Raw genomic sequence first — 19,625 nt, 5'->3', positions numbered from 1 at the left:
CCTGCGTTTTCGAATGAAGGCTTTTCAATTGCGTTTCACCTGTATGTCAACCGCTTCGTGCTGCGTCGCCAAGTCGCCGCACGTGGAATAAAAGGGCCCCGGCAATGTGTCTGGCTTCTCTTCACGGATTTGCGCCATGACGCCGCTCATTTCCGTCAACAAACTCAGCAAGCGCTTTCCCGGCGTGAGGGCGCTTCATGAAGTGCAATTCGAACTCATGGCGGGCGAGGTGCACGCGTTGATGGGAGAAAACGGCGCGGGCAAATCCACCTTGATGAAGATTCTCGCCGGCGTCTATACGCGCGATTCCGGCGACATTCTCTACGACGGCCAAAGCGTCGCGTTCGCGAGTCCGCGCGAGGCCCAGGCCGCGGGCGTGGGCATCATTCATCAGGAACTCCAGCTGATGAATCATCTGAGCGTCGCGCAGAACATCTTCATCGGCCGCGAACCGCGCGGTCGTCTGGGCCTCTTTCTAGACGAAGACAAGCTCAACGCGCAGGCGCGCGAGATCCTCGGCCGCATGCACGTCCCGCTCGATCCGCGCACCCTGGTCGGCTCGCTCACGGTCGCCAGCCAGCAGATGGTCGAGATCGCGAAGGCGCTTTCGTTCGATTCGCGCGTGCTCATCATGGACGAGCCGACCTCGGCGCTCAACGACGCCGAAATCGCCGAGCTTTTCCGCATCATTCGCCAGTTGAAAGCGCGTGGCGTCGGGATCATTTACATCTCGCACAAGATGGACGAGCTCAAGCAGATCTCCGATCGCGTCACCGTGCTGCGCGACGGCGAATACGTGGCAACGGTCTCGACCGCCGATACGAGCGTGCAGGCCATCATCGGCATGATGGTCGGCAGGACGCTCGCCGACGTCGCGCCTTATGAAGGGCCGCGCAGCGAAGGCGAAGTGGCGCTCGAAGTGAAGCATCTCAATGCGGGCCCGCTCGTGCGGGACGTGAGCTTCACGTTGCGCAAAGGCGAGATATTGGGCTTTGCGGGACTGATGGGCGCCGGGCGCACGGAGGTCGCGCGCGCCGTGTTCGGCGCGGACCCGATCGAATCCGGAGAAGTCTTCGTGAAAGGCGTGAAGGCGCCGATCAAAAAGCCGAGCGACGCGGTCGCGCACAGCATCGGTTACCTCTCCGAAGACCGCAAGCGCTTTGGTCTCGCGACGGGCATGGACGTCGAGTCGAACATCGTGATGTCCAATCTCGGCAAATTCCTGTCGATGAATCTGTTCCTGCGCCGCTCGCATATACGCAGGACGGCGTCGCATTTCATCAATCTGCTCGCCATCCGCACCCCTTCGGCTACGCAGCAGGTGCGCCTGCTCTCGGGTGGCAACCAGCAGAAGATCGTCATAGCGAAGTGGCTGGAGCGCGACTGTGACGTGCTGTTCTTCGACGAGCCGACGCGCGGCATCGATGTCGGCGCCAAGAGCGAGATCTACAAGCTGTTGCGCGCGCTTGCCGAGCAGGGCAAGGCGATCGTGATGATCTCGTCGGAACTTCCGGAAATCCTGCGCATGAGCGACCGGATCGTAGTGATGTGCGAAGGCCGTATCACTGGCGAACTTTCCGCCAGCGAGGCGACCCAGGAGCGCATCATGCATCTCGCGACGCAGCGCGAAACCTTGCAAGCGGCATGAGCCCGAGGTCGAACCCTATGACAACGCAACCGGATATGGCGGCACCGGCGGAACAGAAGCGGTCCACCGGCATCAAGGCGCGGTTTTTCTCGCCGACCACGCTGCAAAAGCTGCTCGCCTTCGCGAGCCTGATTCTCCTGCTGATCTTTTTCAGCTTCGCGTCGCCCGCCTTCATGCAGATGGACAATATCCTCGGCATCCTGCAGGCGACGGCCGTGAATGGCGTGCTGGCCATCGCGAGCACCTTCGTCATCATCACCGGGGGCATCGATTTGTCGGTCGGTACGTTGATGACTTTCACGGCCGTGATTTGCGGCGTGTTTCTCACCTACTGGCATCTGCCGATGTGGATGGGCGTGCTCGCCGCAATCGGAACCGGCGCGGTCTGCGGGACCATTTCGGGAACATTGACCGCGAAAATGAAAATCCCGCCCTTCATCGCGACGCTAGGCATGATGCTGCTGCTAAAGGGGCTTTCGCTCGTCGTCTCGGCCGACAAGCCGATCTATTTCACTGAAACCGAAAACTTCTACATGATTTCGCAGGATTCGCTGATCGGCTATTTCCTGCCCAGCGTGCCCGTGCCCAACGCAGTGCTGATCCTGTTCGTGCTCGCCGTGCTCAGTTCGATCACGCTAAATCGCACGGCACTCGGCCGCTATACGTTCGCACTCGGCAGCAATGAAGAGGCCGTGCGTCTTTCCGGCGTGAATGTGGATCGCTGGAAGATCGCGATCTATGGCCTTGGCGGTGCGATCTGCGGTATTGCAGGACTCCTGATCGCTTCGCGCCTGAACTCGGCGCAGCCGGCGCTCGGGCAGGGCTACGAACTGGAAGCCATTGCGGCCGTCGTCATAGGCGGCACGTCGTTGAGCGGCGGTTCGGGTACGATCGTCGGCACGATCATCGGCGCGTTCATCATGAGCGTGCTGACCAACGGCCTGCGCATCATGTCGGTCGCGCAGGAGTGGCAGATCGTGGTGACCGGCCTCATCATCATTCTGGCTGTCTACGCGGACATCCTGCGGCGCAGGCGCAGTCGATAGGGAAAGCAAAAGAAGAAGCAAGCAAAGAACGGGGAGCAAGAACAGGCTCCCTCAATGGCTGGAGGTCAATGGCCCACCTTAGGAGGAGAGACGTCATGTTGAAAAGAAGACTCATCAGTGCCGTGATCGGGATCGGCGCGCTCGTGGGCGCGACCAGTTCGACATATGCTGAGGAACCCTACATTCCGATTATCTCGAAGGGCTTTCAGCATCAGTTCTGGCAAGCCGTGAAATCCGGTGCGGAACAGTCGGCGAAGGCGAACAACGTCAGGATCACGTTCGAAGGCCCGGAAACGGAGGCCATGGTCGACAAGCAGATCGACATGCTATCGGCTGCACTCGCGAAGAAGCCGCAGGCGATCGGGCTTGCCGCGCTCGACAGCAAGGCCGCCATTCCGCTGCTCAAGCGCGCGCAGGCCAGCAAGATACCCGTGATCGCGTTCGACTCGGGCGTCGACAGCGATATTCCGCTGACCACGTGCACCACGGATAACCTCGCCGCCGCTGCGCTCGCCGCCGACAAGATGGCGGAGTTGATCGGCAATTCCGGCGAAGTCGGCGTGATCGTGCACGACCAGACGAGCCGCACGGGCATCGACCGACGCGACGGCTTTGTCAACCAGATCAAAACGAAGCATCCTGGCATCAAGATCGTTTCGGTGCAGTACGGTGCGGGCGACCACCTGAAGTCGGCGGAAATCGCCAAGGCCATGATTCAGGCGAACCCGAACCTCAAGGGCATTTTCGGCGCCAATGAAGGCTCGGCGGAAGGCGCGGCGATCGGCATCAAGGAGTCGGGCAAGAAGCTCGTGTTGATTGGCTACGACTCGGGCAAGGACCAGAAGGAGGCCATCATGTCCGGCCTGATGGCGGGCGCGATCACGCAGAATCCGGTGGGCATCGGCAAGTGTGTCGTCGATTCCGCGGCGAAGGCGCTGAAGGGCGAAAAGCTGCCGAAGAAGATCGACACGGGCTTTTTCTGGTACGACAAAACCAATATGAACGACCCGAAGATCGCTGCCGTGCTTTACGACTGATTCTGGTCGAACAGTTTTATGCAGGACGAGAGGAAGAGCCGAGGCTCTTCCTCTTTTTGTTCCAATGGCGGGCGCCAGAACTTCTGGAGTGCCGGCTGCGCTTTCGACGCGAATCATGCGCTGGACGGTCGCGCTGGGGACGCGATGCGTTGTCTGGCGATCAGTGTCGCGTGGCGGCGGAACGCAAAGCTGCGTTCGACAGAGACCGGACCATTGCGCAGCGCGACCCGCAACGCCGACAAGTCTCCCACTCGAGGGCAAGAAGCGCTTCAAAGCATCGTTGCGGCTGAGGACCGCCTACAGCGTCCGACTGCCTCGGAGATATCGCGGAGTAACTGCGACACCAATGAGGAAAATTAAGACTTATCTGATTCTCATTGAATTCGCTCTTCTGCGGTCTCTTTACATTCGAAGCGACCTGCAACGTGACGTGCAATTGTGCTCTTTGCTCTCCGATGGGCGTTCAACAGGGAACACAAAAAGGCAATCGAATAGCTATCTAGATATTACAAATTGCCAACACAATTGTTATTTTGTTGATACTCTGAAAGTAGAGGCTGATGTGAGGTCATCGTTTCCGATTAATCATTTTCTGATTCCGGCTGCTGACGGCCACAACCTGGCGCTCTGGAGGGTATCGGAAAACGTCGGGCCGGCTGTCATCCTGACCCATGGCACATTCTCGAATCAACGCTCGTGCCGCGGCCTTGCCGAACACCTCGCGACTCGCGGGTTCTCCCCGTGGATCCTGGAATGGCGCGGGCACGGTGCCAGCGAGCGACCCAGGAATCATGCCTTTACACTGGAGGACGTAGCGCGGTTCGATCTGCCTGCGGCGTTTGAAGCGGTACAGCACGCCGCAGGGCAGGAAAGGGTGTTTCTGATCGGACATAGTGGTGGTGGATTGGCGGCCTGCATGTGGATCGCGAAAAACCCTGCCGAAGCCAGGCAGCGTCTGCGTGGGCTTGTTCTGATGGCTGCGCAGGCAACGCATGCCGCTCCGGGATTCAGACAACGCATACTGCTGCAGTTGATCAATGGCTATCTCTCCGGACGCAAGACTGCGCCAGGTCACCGTATCGGTATCGGCCCCGAAGCGGAAAGTGCCAGACTCATGCAACAGTGGTGCACGTGGAACCTGTTACGCGAATTTCGTGGTAGAGACGGATTCGACTTCATCGAAGCGCTAGGTCATGTCGATCTACCCGTCCTCGCACTGGCGGGAGCCGGCGACTGGTTTATTGCTCCCCCCGAAGGCTGTGAAGCGCTGGCCTCCGCTTTCGGCAGCAGGGATACGACGTTCTACCGTTGCGGCAAATCAGATGGCTTCAGCGAAGACTACTCGCACGCGCGCCTGATCATTTCACAACCCGCAAGCCGTGAAATCTGGCCTTTGGTCGAAAAGTGGCTGTCAGAGAGCGGTAGAAATCTCAAGGCCTGCAGCAAGTGCTTTAGTTGACTAGTTGGGTCTGCAAAGCTCGACCCTCGGCTGGGATACCCCGAGGAAGCAATGGCCAAGGAGCTGGAAATCAATGGATTTGCCAATCGTTGCACTTGACTCTTGAAACCACACTGGCGCACGAACCGGGACACGCGATGCTGTCGGGAGGAACAGGCGGGTCGTTGGCACTGAATCCGGATCGGGCTGAGTCAGATGGGTTGGCGAGCGAAGGGGTAGCGCGGCCTCCGAACCTATCGTCGCCGTTCAGTTGGGCCTGGCGGGTGGCACGTAGACCAGTCCAACCCCGCGTCAGCGTACCACCAGGATCAGTCCGCCTCCACCCGCACCGCCACCTCCATGCGATGCGCGCCGCCGCCGAGTATCACGCCGCGAAGCAGCGACACGTCGCTGTAATCGCGCCCGATGGCGAGCGTGACGTGGCCCTGATCGGCGAGCACGTCGTTGGTCGGATCGAGATCGAACCAGCCTGCCGAAGACGCCGCCGGCACATACAGCGACACCCACGCATGCGAAGCGTCCGCGCCGATCATCGGCGAAGCGCCTGCGGGGGGATCGTTGCGCAGATAGCCGCTCACATAGCGCGCGGCGAGCCCGATCGAGCGCAGGCAGCCGATCATCACCTGGGCGAAGTCCTGGCACACGCCGTGACGCAATTCGAACGCGCGCGCGGCGGGTGTGTCGAATGCCGTCGCCGATGGGCGATACGCGAAATCGGCATGAATGCGATGCATCAGGTCGATCGCGCCGGCCAGAACGGGCGCGCCTGGCGCGAAGCTCTCCAGCGCATAGGCACGCAAGTCGGGCAACAAGTCGATATTCGGCGAGGCGAAGCAGAATTCGGACTCCGGATGGAAGGCGCCGCCCGCCGTGTAACGCAGCAGCCGCGCGACGTCTTCCCAGGCCGGCGTGTCGTGTGCATCGAGCGAAGCGTAGCGCGGCGAGAGCAGCACGCTCGTCACGCTCGTCATCTGCAGATAGTCGTGGGGCGCGTCGAACGAGAAGTAGAGCACCTCGTTGCCGAATGCATCGTGGCGGCTCGTCTGATACGACGGCGACGGCTCGATGGACTCGCGATGCGCGAGCACGCGCTGCCACGGAAGATCGAGCGGGCGGATCGTCGCGAGATGCTGCGCGGTCTCGACGAGCGTCGAATAGCGGTAAGTGGTGCGGTGCGTGACCGCGAGGCGCGTGCCGCTCATGACCAGACCTGCGCGGCGAGCGGCACGGCATGGCTGAACCAGCGCGCGCTGATCTCGTTCGACGCCGCGGCCATGCGTTCGGCGAGACTGTCGCACAGTGCGGTGAGCGCGGGATAACGGCCGTCGTCGCCGGGCTCGCACAGCGCCTCGAGCGACGGCAGCGCCTCGATGGGCGCGAGTTGCGAAGCGAATGGCTCGCGCCTCGGTCCGCCCGCTGCCTGCGCGATTTCATCGAGCCTCGCCCGCAGCCGCGCGTAGACCCCATAAAGGCCGCGCGGATTGGTCGGGTCCGTCACGATCAGGTCGAGCAGGGCGGGCACTTCGAAGCGCCCCGGATACAGCGAGCGATACGTGAGCGTGCTGTCGAACAGTTGCAGCAGCACGTCGAAGCCCGCAGGCGTGGCGAGCGTGCGTTCGTGCGCCGCGATGCGGAGCATCGTCGCCAGTGCCGCCACGCGCTCGATATGGCGTCCCGCGAATAGGAGGCGCCACGCTTCGTCGCGGGTCATGCGGTCGCCCTGGCAACCGCTGATCGCGCTCAGTTGCGTGGCGAGCGCATCGAGCGCGCCCATCAGCGCCATGCGGTCGTAAGGCGTGCTGCGTCGGAATTCGATGGCCGCACCATGACGCTGCGGCGCCGCCGCGGGCACGAGCGATAGCGCGTGAAGCGCGTCGCGGAAGTCGTTGCGCGCGGCGAGTACGTTGCGCCAATGGTCGCTAGACAGCCGGCCGCGAATCTCCCCGCAGGCGTACGCCTGGCTCGCGAGCGTTCGGCCGATGCCCGTTGCGCCCGCTTGCTCGTGGAGATTGGCGACGAGCGCGCGCTCGAAGTCGTCGAGGTCTCGGCGCGCTTCATCGCCCGTGGCTGGCACGAGGCCGTTCGCGGCGGCGAGTTCGAGGAAGGTGCCGAACAGCTCTTCCGCGTCGCTGCCTTCGAGCGAGCCGAGAATCAGCCGGCACAGGCGCACGCCGTTCTCGGCGCGCTCGCCGTAGCGTCCCGCCCAGAAGAGATTTTCCGCGGCGCGGCTAGGCACGCGGCGGCGTTCGCGGCGCAGGTCGCCGGGTTTCATCGGGCTTGGCAGGAGCGTGAAGGTCGAACCGGGCTGGCTCGACAGCACCCAGGTATCGACGCTGCTTCCACCCATCTGCATCGATACGGACTCCTGATGCTCTGCGGCGAGGCGCGTAAAACCGCCTGGCAGCACGCGCCAGCTGCATTCCTGATCGGCGATCGCATAGACGCGCAGGACAGCGGGCCGCGCGCCGAGCATGCCGGCGCCGTTTTCGTAGCGCGGCGTATAGCTGTAGCGCAGCGGCTGCTGGATCGTGAAGGCGTCGGGCAATGGCTCGATACGCTCGCGCCAGGCGGCGAGCGTTTGCTGCCCGGCGGCGAGACCGGGCGGCGAAGACGGCGCGCGCGGGCCGCCCGGCCAGGTCGGCACGAGCAGCGCTTCGGGTACCTGCGCGAGCGCGTCCCGCCAGGCCGCGTCCTCGCCGCACCACCAGGTGGCAACCCCCGGCAGCGCGAGCGGCTCGCCGAGCAGCGCCTGCGCGATGCCTGGCAGGAAGCCGTGCAGCGCGGGCGATTCGACAAACCCCGCACCGGGCACATTCGAGACCATCACATTGCCCGCCCGCATGACCTGCAGGAGCCCCGGCACGCCGATGGTCGAGTCGGCGCGCAGTTCGACGGGATCGCAGAAGTTGTCGTCCAGCCGGCGCAGTACGCCGTGCACGCGTTCCAGACCGCCCAGCGTTTTCAGGTACAGCATGTCGTCGCGCACCGTGAGGTCCTTGCCCTCGACCAGCGTGAGGCCAAGATAACGCGCGAGGAACACGTGCTCGAAATAGGTCTCGCTGAAAGGCCCGGGCGTGAGCAGCACGATATGCGGGGAAGCGCCGCTCGCGCCGTCTACGCCAGGTTCGTCGGCGCTCATGATCGCGCGCGCGGCCGCGGCGAGCGTGGCGATGAGCTGCGAATACAGTGGCGCGAGCCGGTGCACTCGCATGGTGCGAAACGGTTCGGCGAACAGGCTCGAAACGATCAGCCGGTTCTCCAGCAGATAGCCGAGCCCCGAAGGCGCCTCCGTGCGATGCGAGACGACGGTCCACTGGCCTTCGGGCGAGCGCGCGAGGTCGAGGGCGACGATCTGCAGATACTGGCGTTCGGGCGGCACGAAGCCTTTCACGGCGCGCAGATAGCCGGGATGCCCGAACACGAGCGCAGGCGGCAGCAGGCCGCGCGCGAGCAGCGTCTGCGGTCCGTAGATATCGGCGACGATCTCGTTGAGCAGGCGCGCGCGCTGCGCCACGCCATGCTCGATACCGGCCCATTCGTTTTCGTCGATGATGAACGGCAGCACGTCTAGCGCCCATGGGCGAGGGCCGCCCGGGTCCGCGTAGACGTTGTAGGTGATGTCGTTCTCTCTCACCTGGCGCGCGACCGAGGCCGCCGCGCTGTCGAATCCCGCCACGCCCGGCTTGCCGATCAGCGCGAAGAACTGCCGCCACGGCTCGCGCAGCTCACCGTCCGGCGTGCGCAGTTCGTCCCAGTGCCCGGCCCGCACGGGCAGCGTGCGCAGCGGCGCGAGCGCCAGCGCGTCGCTGGCGGAGGAATCGAACGGCAGGGCGGATTGAGTCGGCAAGATCGTGGGTCGTCGCGGCGCACCTCGCGGGCAAGGTGCGCCTTCGGTTGGGTCTCTCGACGTGTTATCGGCCGGAATCAGCCGCGCCGCAGATCCAGTGTGAACGGAAATTCGAGGCTGCGCTCGGGTGGCGGCACTTCCACCGCTCCCGGTGTATGCCCGGTCGTGAAGAAGCGCGCGCGCCGCCGGGCCTCTGCCTCATAAGCGTTGACCGGAAACGTCTGATAATTGCGGCCGCCCGGATGCGCAACATGATACTGGCATCCGCCGATCGCGCGGGCGCTCCAGGTATCGACGATGTCAATCGTGAGCGGCGCGTGCGCGCCGATGGTCGGGTGCAGCGACGACGCCTGTTGCCACGCCCGAAACCGCACGCCCGCCACGCTCTCGCTCACGCGCCCGGTGGGCTGGAGCGGCAGCGCGCGGCCGTTCACGGTGACCACATGACGGTTCTCGTTGATGCCGAGCACGCGCACTTCGAGCCGCTCCACCGAAGAATCGACATAGCGCACCGTGCCGCCGGCCGCGCCTTCCTCGCCCATCACGTGCCACGGTTCGAGCGCGTGGCGCACGGCGAGCGCGATGCCCGCGGTCTGCAACTCGCCCACCAGCGGAAAGCGGAACTCGAAATGCGGCGCGAACCAGGCGGGATCGAGCGCGAAGCCCGCCGCGCAGGTTTCGGCGAGCACATCGTCGAAGTCCATCTGCACGAAGGTCGAGAGCATGAAGCGGTCGTGCAGTTCGGTGCCCCAGCGCGTTAGCCGCTGCGTGTACGGCGTTTGCCAGAAGCGCGCGACGAGCGAGCGCAGCAGCAGTTGCTGCGCGAGGCTCATGCGCGCGTGCGGCGGCATTTCGAAGCCGCGCAGTTCGAGCAGGCCGAGGCGGCCGGTCGGGCCGTCGGGCGAGTAGAGCTTGTCGATGCAGAACTCGGCGCGGTGCGTGTTGCCGGTCACGTCGATGAGGATGTTGCGCAGCGTGCGGTCGACGAGCCAGGGCGGCACGCGCGGGCCGTGGTCGTTGGGGCTCCCGAACCCGCGCAGCAGATCGACCTGGCGCTGGATCTCGGCGAACGCTATCTCCAGTTCGTACACCTGATCGTTGCGCGCCTCGTCCACGCGCGGGGCCTGGCTCGTCGGGCCGATGAAGAGGCCCGAGAACAGATAAGAGAGCGACGGATGGTTGTGCCAGTACGCTATGAGGCTCGCGAGCAGGTCGGGGCGGCGCAGGAAGGGGCTGTCGGCTGGCGTCGCGCCGCCGAGCACGAAGTGATTGCCGCCGCCGGTGCCGGTGTGGCGCCCGTCGACCATGAACTTCTCGGTGGAGAGCGCGGTTTCGTGCGCGGCCTGATAGAGGAATTCGGTGCGCTCGACCAGCTCGTCCCAGTTGGACGACGGGTGGATGTTTACCTCGATCACGCCGGGGTCGGGCGTGACCTGGAGCATTTTCAGGCGCGGGTCGCGCGGCGGCGGATAGCCTTCGATCACGACGGGCAGCGCGAGGTCGGCCGCGGTGGCTTCGACGGCGGCCAGCAGGTCGAGGTAGTCATCGAGCTCGGCGAGCGGCGGCATGAAGACGTGCAACTGGCCTTGCGCGCGGCCGAACGAGGCAGCCTCGGCCTTCGGCCCCGCGGCGCGCGCGGGGTCGCGCACTTCGACGCACAGAGCGGTGCGGTGGATCCAGGCGGCGGATTCGCCGCGCTCGGGGTAGCGGTTTGCATCGGGCGCGTGGGGGCCTCGCGCGCCTTCGGTAGACGCGGCCCCGCCTGCGCTTTGCGCGTGCCGCGATTGCGCAGTCGCACCGAAGCCCGACTCGTACTGCATGCGCAGCCCGGCGGCGCTGCGCAGCGACGCCGGCGCGGCGAACGGATCGCGCGCGTGCTGCCACGGGTAATCGCCCGCCGCAACCCACGGCAGCGAATCGAGCGGCAGCCGGTAGCCCATCGGCGAGTCGCCGGGCATCAGGTACATGCGCTCGTCGCGGAAGAACCACGGGCCGCTTATCCAGCGCGGACCTTCCAGGGCGGGCTGAGCCTGCGAGGCCGACGATGCATCGCCGCGCTCGCAGGCAAGCGGCAACACGTAGCCGGTCACGGTGTCGAGACCCGCGTCGAACACGCGGCGCAGCCGCATGCGCTCGAGTTCGTCGTCGAGACGCGAGTCGAACGGATCGACGTTCACGGGCAGGCGGCGCTCGCGCCACAGGTAATACCAGGTGTCCTCGTAGCCGGGCTGCACATGCTGCGGATCGACGGCGAGCTTCGCGGCGAGATGGGCGATGAAGCGCTGTGCGTCTTCCGCCGTATGGTGAGCGGGCGAGCGCTCGTCGGCGAAGAGCGCAGGGTCGCGCCAGCAGGGCTCGCCGTCGGCACGCCAGAAGAGCGAGAGCGCCCAGCGCGGCAACTGCTCGCCCGGATACCATTTGCCCTGCCCGATGTGCAGAAAACCCAGTGCGCCGTAATGCGCGCGCAGCTTGTCCATCAGCGCGATCGCGTAGCGGCGCTTGGTGGGGCCTAGCGCGTCGGTGTTCCATTCGGGCGCGTCGCGGTCGGCCGCCGCCACGAAGGTCGGCTCGCCGCCCATCGTGAGGCGCACGTCATGGCTTGCGAGCGCCGCGTCCACCTGGATACCCATCGCATGCATGTCCGCCCATTGCGCTTCGGTGTAGGGCTTCGTCACGCGCGGCGTTTCGAGCACGCGCGCAATCGACATCGAATGCGAGAACTCGACTTCGCAATCGTCGAGCGCGCCCGAGATCGGCGCGGCGCTGCCGGGCTCCGGCGTGCACGCCACCGGAATATGGCCTTCGCCCGCGAGCAGCCCCGAAGTCGGATCGAGCCCGATCCAGCCCGCGCCCGGCAAATAGACCTCGCACCACGCGTGTAGATCGGTGAAATCGGCTTCGGCGCCGCGCGGGCCGTCGATTGCCTTGACGTCGGGCGTGAGCTGCAGCAGGTAGCCCGAAACGAAGCGCGCCGCGAGCCCGAGCTGGCGCAGCGTCTGCACGAGCAGCCAGCCTGTGTCGCGGCACGAGCCGGAACCTTTCTCCAGCGTTTCCTCGGGCGTCTGCACGCCCGGTTCCATTCGGATCAGGTAGCCGATCTCGCGTTGGAGGCGCTGGTTCAGGTCGACGAGGAAATCGATAGTCACGCGCGGCGTGCGATCGATCGTCTCGACGAACGCGGCGAAGCGCGGCGTCGGCTCTGCGCGCACCAGATAGGGCGCAAGCTCCGCGGCCAGCTCCGGCGTGTAGGCGAACGGGAAACGCTCGGCGCTCGGCTCCAGAAAGAAGTCGAACGGGTTATAGACCGCCATTTCCGCGACCAGATCGATCGTCACGCGGAACTCGCGCATCGGCTCGGGAAACGCGAGCCGCGCCTGATAGTTGGCGAACGGATCCTGCTGCCAGTTGACGAAATGATCGGCGGGCTCCACGCGCATCGAGTACGAAAGGATGGGCGTGCGGCAGTGCGGCGCGGGGCGCAGCCGCACCACGTGGGGCGCGAGATTCACGAGCCGGTCATAGCGGTACTGCGTGACATGGTTTAACGCGACACGGATGGACACACCCGACTCCTCGATCGACGTGGATGGAACGGCTCGAAACGCACAACAGCCGCACGGCGCAGCGTGCGTATGATGCAGACGGCGTGAGTGCCGGATATGACAGCGGCGGCGGCCATGCGTCCGCGAGGCACGCGGCGTGCTGCGCGAGGCATGGCAGCACGGGCGGCCATCACCGGAATGCGGCAATGAAGACCTTTCACTGCGATCACTGCAACCAGCTGGTGTTTTTTGAAAACGAGCGCTGCGAACGCTGCGAGGCGCGCCTGGGCTACGTGCCGCAGACCGGCGAGATGCACGCGTTCGAAGAGGCGGGCGAGGGCCGCTGGCGCATTGTGCATGGACCGGAGCAGGGCGAGGGCGCGCTCTTTCGCCAGTGCCATAACTACGCGGTCGAGAACGTGTGCAATGGCATGATCCCCGCCGATTGCGCGGACACCCTGTGCCACGCCTGCCAGTTCACGCGCACGATCCCCAACCTGACGCGGCCGGAGAACCGCCTTTACTGGTATCGACTGGAAACGGCCAAGCGGCGCCTGCTCTACACGCTGGGCGTGCTCGGCCTGCCGCTCGTCACGCGCGCCGAGGATCCCGAGCATGGCCTGCAGTTCGAGTTTCTCGAACAAACGGGCGACGGCCAGTCCATCATGACCGGCCACGATCACGGCGTCATCACGATGAACATTGCCGAGGCTGACGACGCGCATCGCGAGCGCACGCGCGTTTCGCTGCACGAGCCATATCGCACCTTGCTGGGGCATTTTCGCCACGAGGTCGGCCATTACTATTTCGAGCGCCTCATCGCGCGGGAGCCGACGCGGCGCTGGCTCGAACCGTTTCGCCGCCGCTTCGGCGACGAGCGCACCGACTACGCCGCGGCGCTCGCCGCGCATTACGCCGACGGCCCCGCGCCCGGCTGGGCGGAGCGCCACGTGAGCGCGTATGCCTCCGTGCATCCGTGGGAGGACTGGGCCGAGACGTGGGCCCACTACCTGCATATCGTCGATACGCTGGACACCGCAACGGCCTGCGGCCTCGCGCTCCTGCCCGAAAGCCCCGACGAGCCGATGCTCGTCGATCAGACTCCGGTGGACGAGGCGAGCTTCGACAGCCTGATGGCGCGCTGGTTTCCGCTCACCTACGTGCTCAACAGCCTGAACCGCAGCCTCGGCATGCCCGACGGCTATCCGTTCGCGCTGGCGACGCCCGTCATCGACAAGTTGCGGTTCGTTCATCGTGTGATCTCGGCTTCGTCGGTTCGTTCGTGATCCTGATCGATGGACTAGCGCTCCAGCACCCAGGTGTCCTTGGTGCCGCCGCCCTGCGAGGAATTGACGACGAGCGAACCCTCGCGCAGCGCGACCCGCGTGAGGCCGCCGGGCACCATGCGCACCTCCTTGCCGGAGAGCACGAACGGACGCAGATCGATGTGACGCGGCGCGATTCCCGCCTCGACCCAGGTGGGGCAGGTGGAGAGCGAGAGCGTTGGCTGCGCGATGTATTTGTCCGGGTTCGCGAGGAGCGCCGCGCGGAATTCCTCGATCTCGGCGCGCGTGGAAGCCGGGCCGATCAGCATGCCGTATCCACCCGCGCCGTGCGTTTCCTTGACGACCAGGTCCGGCAGATGGTCGAGCACGTATTGCAGGTCGTCGGGCTTGCGGCACATCCACGTGGGCACGTTCTTGAGAAGCGGCTCCTCGCCCAGATAGAAGCGCACCATGTCGGGCACGTAGGGGTAGATCGACTTGTCGTCGGCCACGCCCGTGCCCACTGCGTTGCACAGCGTCACGTTGCCCTTGCGGTAGACGTTCATCAGGCCCGCCGCGCCGAGCGACGAATCGGCGCGGAAGACGAGCGGATCGAGGAAGTCGTCGTCCACGCGCCGGTAGATCACGTCCACGCGCTGCGGACCCTGCGTCGTGCGCATGTACAGGTAGTCGTTTTCGACGAACAGGTCCTGGCCTTCCACGAGCTCGACGCCCATTTGCTGCGCGAGGAACGCGTGCTCGAAATAGGCCGAGTTGTACATGCCCGGCGTGAGGACCACGATGGTCGGGTTGTCGGCGCCGGCAGGCGCCGCGGCGCGCAGCGTATCGAGCAGCAGGTCGGGGTAGTGCGCGACCGGCGCGATGCGATTGCGCACGAACAGATCGGGAAAGAGCCGCATCATCATCTTGCGGTTTTCGAGCATGTACGAGACGCCGGAGGGCACGCGCAGGTTGTCCTCCAGCACGTAGAACTCGCCCGCGTCGGCGCGCACGATGTCGATGCCCGCGATATGCGCATAGATGTCGTGCGCGACGTTGACGCCCTGCATCTCGGGGCGGTACTGCGCGTTGCTCAGGATCTGGTCGGCGGGCACGATGCCGCTCTTCACGATCTGCTGCTCGTGGTAGATGTCGTGGATGAAGCGGTTGAGCGCATTCACGCGCTGACGCAGGCCAAGCTCCAGCGCGTTCCACTCCTGCTGCTGAAAAATGCGTGGAATCACATCGAAGGGAATCGTGCGCTCGGTGCCCGCGCCCGAGACATCCTTTTCGCCATAGACGGCGAAGGTGATGCCCACGCGCCGGAAGATGGCATCGGCTTCACTGCGCTTCTTGAGCATCTGCTGCTCGCTCTGGCTGCGCATCCACGCGAAGAATTCGCGGTAGTGGGCGCGCGGCGCGCCGGCCTGCGCGAACGCCGTGGCGGCGAGACCGCGAACGTCGAATTCCCCGTGCTCGAACATCTCGTTGAAGAATGTTTGCGTCATATCCGTTTTTCCGTTCGCTGCTTATGCGCGCGACTTCTACGCGCTGTTTCCGGCTGGTTCCGCCCCCAGCCCGAATCGACGGCTACTCTCGATCGATGACGCCTGTTGCCGATTTCGCGTGTGTCGGCTTGCTCCCCGCGAGCCGTGCCGAACGACGCTTCGACGCATTTGCCTGATCAAGAAGACCTGAGACGCGCCCCCCCCATACGGGCAAGTTCGCTCGAGTGCGCGCGCCGTGCGCAACTGCCGCTACGCCGGTGATCGGGCTGCGACGTGGGCAATGCAACTTCCATGCCGATGCTGGCGCATAGCGTGTTTCATGGCATCGGCTGTGGCGCGCAACGAGCCGTGCGAGGGAGCTTGAATGGCGATTCGCCCGCAGGCGTCGCGCGGCACTTTTTCGATGCGCGGCGCCGCCGGGCCGCGCATCGGCGCAAGAGGAGATGCCCGGTTTTGGTGCGCGGCGGAGATCAGGATGCGATGCCGGGTGCGTCGATGGCGCGCTTCACGCCGTGGGGCTCGCTTGCCAGGGCGTCGGGGCCGGCACGGCACACGGTGCGTCCACGTCGATCGACTTGAAGTCGGCCGGGCTCACGATTTCGAGGTACTCCATGTCGGGCGCGTAATCGAACAGGTAATGGGCGATACCCGGCGCCTGGTGCACGCAGTCGCCGGCTTCGACGAGTGTTTCCTTGTCGCCGTACATGAAGCGCGCCCAGCCCTTGAGCATGAAGACAATATGAAACTCTGCCTCATGGCGGTGCCAGCCCGTGCCCAACTCCGGCGCAAGGTTTGCCCTGACAAGCTGCGCGATCACCTTCCCGTGCGTGGCGTCGGCGATTCCCAGGTCACGATAGACAAAGAAGTCGCGCAGCCCGCCGCCCTCGAATGAGGTGTCCTGCGGCTTGACGTGCGAAAAGCGGGTGGCAAGTCCGGTTTGCATGACAGGTCTCCGGTGGGATCAGGGTGAAAGGGCGGAGGAATGCCAAGCATGAGATGTTCCAGCGCGAAATGCGCTGGCGGGCGCAAGCTCCGCCGTCGCCGCTGCATCCCGCTGAGCGTTTAGCCTCCTGAGGGGCCGCCAGGGGTGTGACCGGGACGCCCCACTTGCAGATGCCGCCAGCTGATGATCGCCGCTGTCTGTGCAAATGCCGTTGCCAGTTTGCGATCGAGTGGCGAGGGTTCACGGGGCATTTCGAAGTACATGGCAAGTGAGCCCACGAGATTGCCTTCCGATGTCTCGACCGGGAAGGACCAGCAGCCGCGATAGCCGAACCGTTGCGCCAGCCATCTCCATGGCTCCCAGCGCGGTTCGAGTAGCACATCGCGCGTAATGACCGGGGTGCCCGTCGCGACGGCGAGCCCGCAGGCGAGGGACTCCGGCGAAATGCGGAATCCGTCCACACAGCGGGCGTAGTCGTCCGACATGCCCACCACGTGTCGCAGGACGTCGCCGTCGGCGATGTAAAACGCGCAGCGACGCGCATCATCGGCCTGAGTGACGAGTGCGCGGATCAGGATGCCCAGCGACGCGTCAAGCGACGCCCCGTTCATCGCCGACTTGAACGCTTCGTTCTGGGCCGAAAGCCACGCCTCGTTCAGGCGCAGCGCGCTCTCGGCCCGATTGCGCTCGGTGATGTCGGCATAGGTGACGGCGACGCCTGCTATTGCGCCCACCTCGGATATGTACGGCCAGGTCTTTCGCAAAAAGCAGCGTTGATTGGCGCCATTTACGACAGCCTCCCGCGGTTCGGCGCCGTCGAGGACACTGCGTATGTCACCCACAAAAGTCCTGTCCCGAAATCTCGGAACGAGATCCTCGATGTTGCGGCCGATATCGTTCGACGTCAGCGGAAACAGTTCGCACATCGCAGGCGTGAACCAGCGGAGTTCCGCCTTCCGGTCAAGAAACATGGTCATGATGGCACCGGACAGCAACACACGGCTTTGCATCGCCAGTTGCCCGATATTCGCCTGGAGTCGGCAGTTCGCTTCGTTGAGGTCCTCGTTGCTTTCATTCAACTGTTCGTTGGACGCCTGCAGTTCTTCATTGAGTGCCAGCAGTTCTTCTTTGGACGCCTCCAGTTCTTCACGCGACACGCGAAATTCGTTCTGCCAGTCCACGGAGTCATTGGTCTGCGGGGCCGGTAGCTCTGGCGCGCCGGCGCCGTCATCGGGGTGCTCCGATGAACCTTGTCCACGGATGAAAGACACCAGCATCCGGTCCCAGACGGCGTCCTCCGAGGTTTGCAGGGGCGTCAGCCGGACACTGAGGGACGCTTTTCCGGTCCCGCGGTCGTACAGTCCCGTGAGCGTGACAGGCACGCGCTCGGCGAACGCCTGCTGTATGGAAAGACGAAGGTGTGCTGACCACTGCCGCGGCACGAGCTCCGGAAGGCTCAGCGTCGGTTCGCCTGCTGGCAGGCTGAGAACCTCGCTGGCCTCGCCGTAGACGCGCAGGACGCTGCCTTCGTCGTCAATGAGCACGCACGGCACATGGAACTGTTCCAGCGCAACGCGAAGCGCCGTTGCGTAGTGGGGCCCGATGGTGGCGGCGGGTTTTGGCAGCGCCGGTCTGCGGGGCGGGCTCATCTGGCCGACTTTCCGGTAGATCTTCCATTCCCTCGACACGGTGGCGAAGGCCTGCCGTTCGAGCGAGTACGGCTCGCTCTTCCCGAGGAAAAGAAAACCGCCCATCCGCAACGCGCCATGGAGGACATGCAGCACGTGGTTGACGCTCTCCGGCTCAAGGTAGAAAAGCAGGTTCCGGCACGTAATCAGGTGAAGGCCGGAAAACGGCGGATCGGCGAGAAGATCATGCGGGGCAAATACCAGCCTTTCGCGCAGATGGCGCTTCACCCGGAATGCGGAATCGACCTGATAGAAAAACCGCGTCCGGCGTGCAGCGGATATCGCCGCCAGGGCATCTGCCCGGAACACACCACGGCTGGCTTTCGCGACCAGCTCTGGCGCTGCATCGGTCGCGAAGATCTGGAAATTGCCGCGTCGGCCGCTCCCGTCTGAGATTTCATCGAGAAGCATCGCGACCGAGTAGGCCTCCTCGCCGGTGGAACAGGCCGGCGTCCAGACTCGCACGGGGTTCTTTCCCGCATTCGTTATCAGAGGCACGAGCACATCCGATCGGAGCACTTCCCACGCCTTCGCATCGCGAAAGAATTCCGTCACATGGATCGGAATACCACGCATTAGTGCTTCCAGTTCGACGGGGTCGTCCTCGACGAGCGACGCGTAGTCGTCGAACGCCCAGATCTTGCGCGTGTCCATGCGTTGCTGGATACGCCAGAACAGCGGTGAAGGCTTGTATCCGCTTAAATCAAAACCGCTGCGCTGCCGGATCAGGTCGATAATGCGGCCGAGCGTTCCGGACATCTCGCCTTTCCAGTCCACCGACCGTTCGGGTCTTGTGTACCGGGGATCGGCGCAAGCCACGAGTTGATGTCCGATCGCTCCGACGGTAAGCACATGATCGTGAATCCCGCGCTGCATGACGGCGTTGGGCATGCCGTCATGCGTCGCCGTAAGCGGATCCTGAACGATCACGACCCCGTCTGCTTCGCGGATGCAGATGGCTCCTGCTGTCCCGTCCATGCCGGTGCCGGAAAGGATCACGGCAATATGACGGGGACCGGCGTGCCGCGCGAGGCTTTCCAGAAATGTGTCGATCGTATCAATGCCAGGTCGCCGCCCGCCGCCATCAGCCGGCCTGGTCCGGAACGCACCATGCTCGATTGTCAGAATATGAGCCGGCGACGGCAGGTAGACGCAGCGCGGCTGGGGGACGGTTCCGTCGGCAGCGGCAAGGACGGGCATGGAGGTCCATCCGGCGACAAGTTGCCCCAAACGACTGCATTCCCCCGTCGGCAGATGCTGCAGTACGACGAACGCGTACGGCAACCTGGCAGGCAGCGTCTCGAACAACTTCTGCAAGGCGGTGATGCCGCCGGCCGATGCACCGATTGCGACGATTGGTGTCATCGAAGACATGTCGTCAACAAGCCCATACGGTTCAGCCATGATCGGCTCCTGCGATACGGCGCCTGTTCACGTGTCGAGCGTGGAGCTAGCTACCGTGAAAACTATTGTAGCGGGCAATGCAGGCTCTCGCGGCTGTCCAGGACCCGGTGGAGGATCGTCACGGGAAGCGGGGAGGTCATTGAAAAATGGATTGACGCCGGCGGCAAAGAACGCCAAACCAGTTACCAGGCGGTGCAGCGGCGTCGACACGAGCGTGACTACCGCCGCGGTGGCTCAC

General features: G+C 64.5%; 11 protein-coding genes. 5 read left to right on the top strand and 6 right to left on the bottom strand.

Annotated elements, in window-relative coordinates; all coding sequences use genetic code 11:
• Positions 1–136 precede the first annotated feature (136 nt).
• The 4 genes from VSR34_RS20055 (at position 137) to VSR34_RS20040 (ending at position 5,190) form a co-directional block, all read left to right on the top strand.
• Positions 137–1,648: a sugar ABC transporter ATP-binding protein gene (locus VSR34_RS20055; RefSeq protein WP_342963292.1), complete on the top strand. Its 1,512-nt coding sequence runs from the start codon at positions 137–139 to the stop codon at positions 1,646–1,648.
• Between the two features lie 17 nt (positions 1,649–1,665).
• Positions 1,666–2,694, top strand: a complete 1,029-nt coding sequence (locus tag VSR34_RS20050; protein ID WP_028212382.1) for an ABC transporter permease — start codon at positions 1,666–1,668, stop codon at positions 2,692–2,694.
• A 95-nt stretch (positions 2,695–2,789) separates the two neighbouring features.
• Entirely contained in the window at positions 2,790–3,731 is a 942-nt protein-coding gene (locus tag VSR34_RS20045; protein WP_028212383.1) for an ABC transporter substrate-binding protein, read from the top strand.
• A gap of 346 nt (positions 3,732–4,077) precedes the next feature.
• Positions 4,078–5,190: an alpha/beta fold hydrolase gene (locus VSR34_RS20040; RefSeq protein ID WP_208460973.1), complete on the top strand. Its 1,113-nt coding sequence runs from the start codon at positions 4,078–4,080 to the stop codon at positions 5,188–5,190.
• Positions 5,191–5,498: 308 nt separating this feature from the next.
• On the opposite strand, the gene VSR34_RS20035 is transcribed toward VSR34_RS20040, so the two are convergent.
• From VSR34_RS20035 to VSR34_RS20025, 3 genes are all read right to left on the bottom strand, one after another.
• A complete protein-coding gene (locus tag VSR34_RS20035) occupies positions 5,499–6,398 on the bottom strand; it encodes a transglutaminase family protein (RefSeq protein ID WP_342963343.1) in 900 nt (299 codons plus the stop codon).
• The gene (locus tag VSR34_RS20030) at positions 6,389–9,037 is read right to left on the bottom strand and encodes a circularly permuted type 2 ATP-grasp protein (RefSeq protein ID WP_028212385.1); all 2,649 of its coding nucleotides are present in this window, start codon (positions 9,035–9,037) and stop codon (positions 6,389–6,391) included. The genes VSR34_RS20035 and VSR34_RS20030 overlap by 10 nt, the downstream gene beginning before the upstream one ends.
• A 77-nt stretch (positions 9,038–9,114) precedes the next feature.
• The gene (locus tag VSR34_RS20025; protein WP_342963291.1) at positions 9,115–12,600 is read right to left on the bottom strand and encodes a transglutaminase family protein; all 3,486 of its coding nucleotides are present in this window, start codon (positions 12,598–12,600) and stop codon (positions 9,115–9,117) included.
• Between the two features lie 185 nt (positions 12,601–12,785).
• On the opposite strand from VSR34_RS20025, the gene VSR34_RS20020 reads away from it, so the two are divergent.
• Positions 12,786–13,865: a putative zinc-binding metallopeptidase gene (locus tag VSR34_RS20020; protein WP_028212387.1), complete on the top strand. Its 1,080-nt coding sequence runs from the start codon at positions 12,786–12,788 to the stop codon at positions 13,863–13,865.
• Positions 13,866–13,879: 14 nt separating this feature from the next.
• Here VSR34_RS20020 and VSR34_RS20015 read toward each other — a convergent pair whose 3' ends face one another.
• The 3 genes from VSR34_RS20015 to VSR34_RS20005 form a co-directional block, all read right to left on the bottom strand.
• On the bottom strand, positions 13,880–15,352 hold the full coding sequence (locus VSR34_RS20015; protein ID WP_028212388.1) for a circularly permuted type 2 ATP-grasp protein: 1,473 nt from the start codon (positions 15,350–15,352) through the stop codon (positions 13,880–13,882).
• Between the two features lie 505 nt (positions 15,353–15,857).
• A complete protein-coding gene (locus tag VSR34_RS20010) occupies positions 15,858–16,295 on the bottom strand; it encodes a cupin domain-containing protein (RefSeq protein ID WP_342963290.1) in 438 nt (145 codons plus the stop codon).
• Positions 16,296–16,414: 119 nt separating this feature from the next.
• Complete coding sequence (locus VSR34_RS20005) at positions 16,415–19,387, bottom strand: CheR family methyltransferase (protein ID WP_342963289.1); 2,973 nt, start codon at positions 19,385–19,387, stop codon at positions 16,415–16,417.
• Positions 19,388–19,625 lie beyond the last annotated feature (238 nt).

The organism is Paraburkholderia sp. JHI2823 (assembly GCF_038900695.1).
GTDB classification, from domain to species: domain Bacteria; phylum Pseudomonadota; class Gammaproteobacteria; order Burkholderiales; family Burkholderiaceae; genus Paraburkholderia; species Paraburkholderia mimosarum.
Note: the sequence above shows the minus strand (reverse complement) of the source record. Positions and strands in the feature narration are given on the sequence as shown.

Coding starts and splice junctions, on each gene's coding strand:
- VSR34_RS20005 (WP_342963289.1), bottom strand. CDS start 19,387: ATGGCTGAACCGTATGGGCTTGTTGACGACATGTCTTCGATGACACCA.
- VSR34_RS20050 (WP_028212382.1), top strand. CDS start 1,666: ATGACAACGCAACCGGATATGGCGGCACCGGCGGAACAGAAGCGGTCC.
- VSR34_RS20055 (WP_342963292.1), top strand. CDS start 137: ATGACGCCGCTCATTTCCGTCAACAAACTCAGCAAGCGCTTTCCCGGC.
- VSR34_RS20015 (WP_028212388.1), bottom strand. CDS start 15,352: ATGACGCAAACATTCTTCAACGAGATGTTCGAGCACGGGGAATTCGAC.
- VSR34_RS20045 (WP_028212383.1), top strand. CDS start 2,790: ATGTTGAAAAGAAGACTCATCAGTGCCGTGATCGGGATCGGCGCGCTC.
- VSR34_RS20010 (WP_342963290.1), bottom strand. CDS start 16,295: ATGCAAACCGGACTTGCCACCCGCTTTTCGCACGTCAAGCCGCAGGAC.
- VSR34_RS20040 (WP_208460973.1), top strand. CDS start 4,078: ATGAGGAAAATTAAGACTTATCTGATTCTCATTGAATTCGCTCTTCTG.
- VSR34_RS20020 (WP_028212387.1), top strand. CDS start 12,786: ATGAAGACCTTTCACTGCGATCACTGCAACCAGCTGGTGTTTTTTGAA.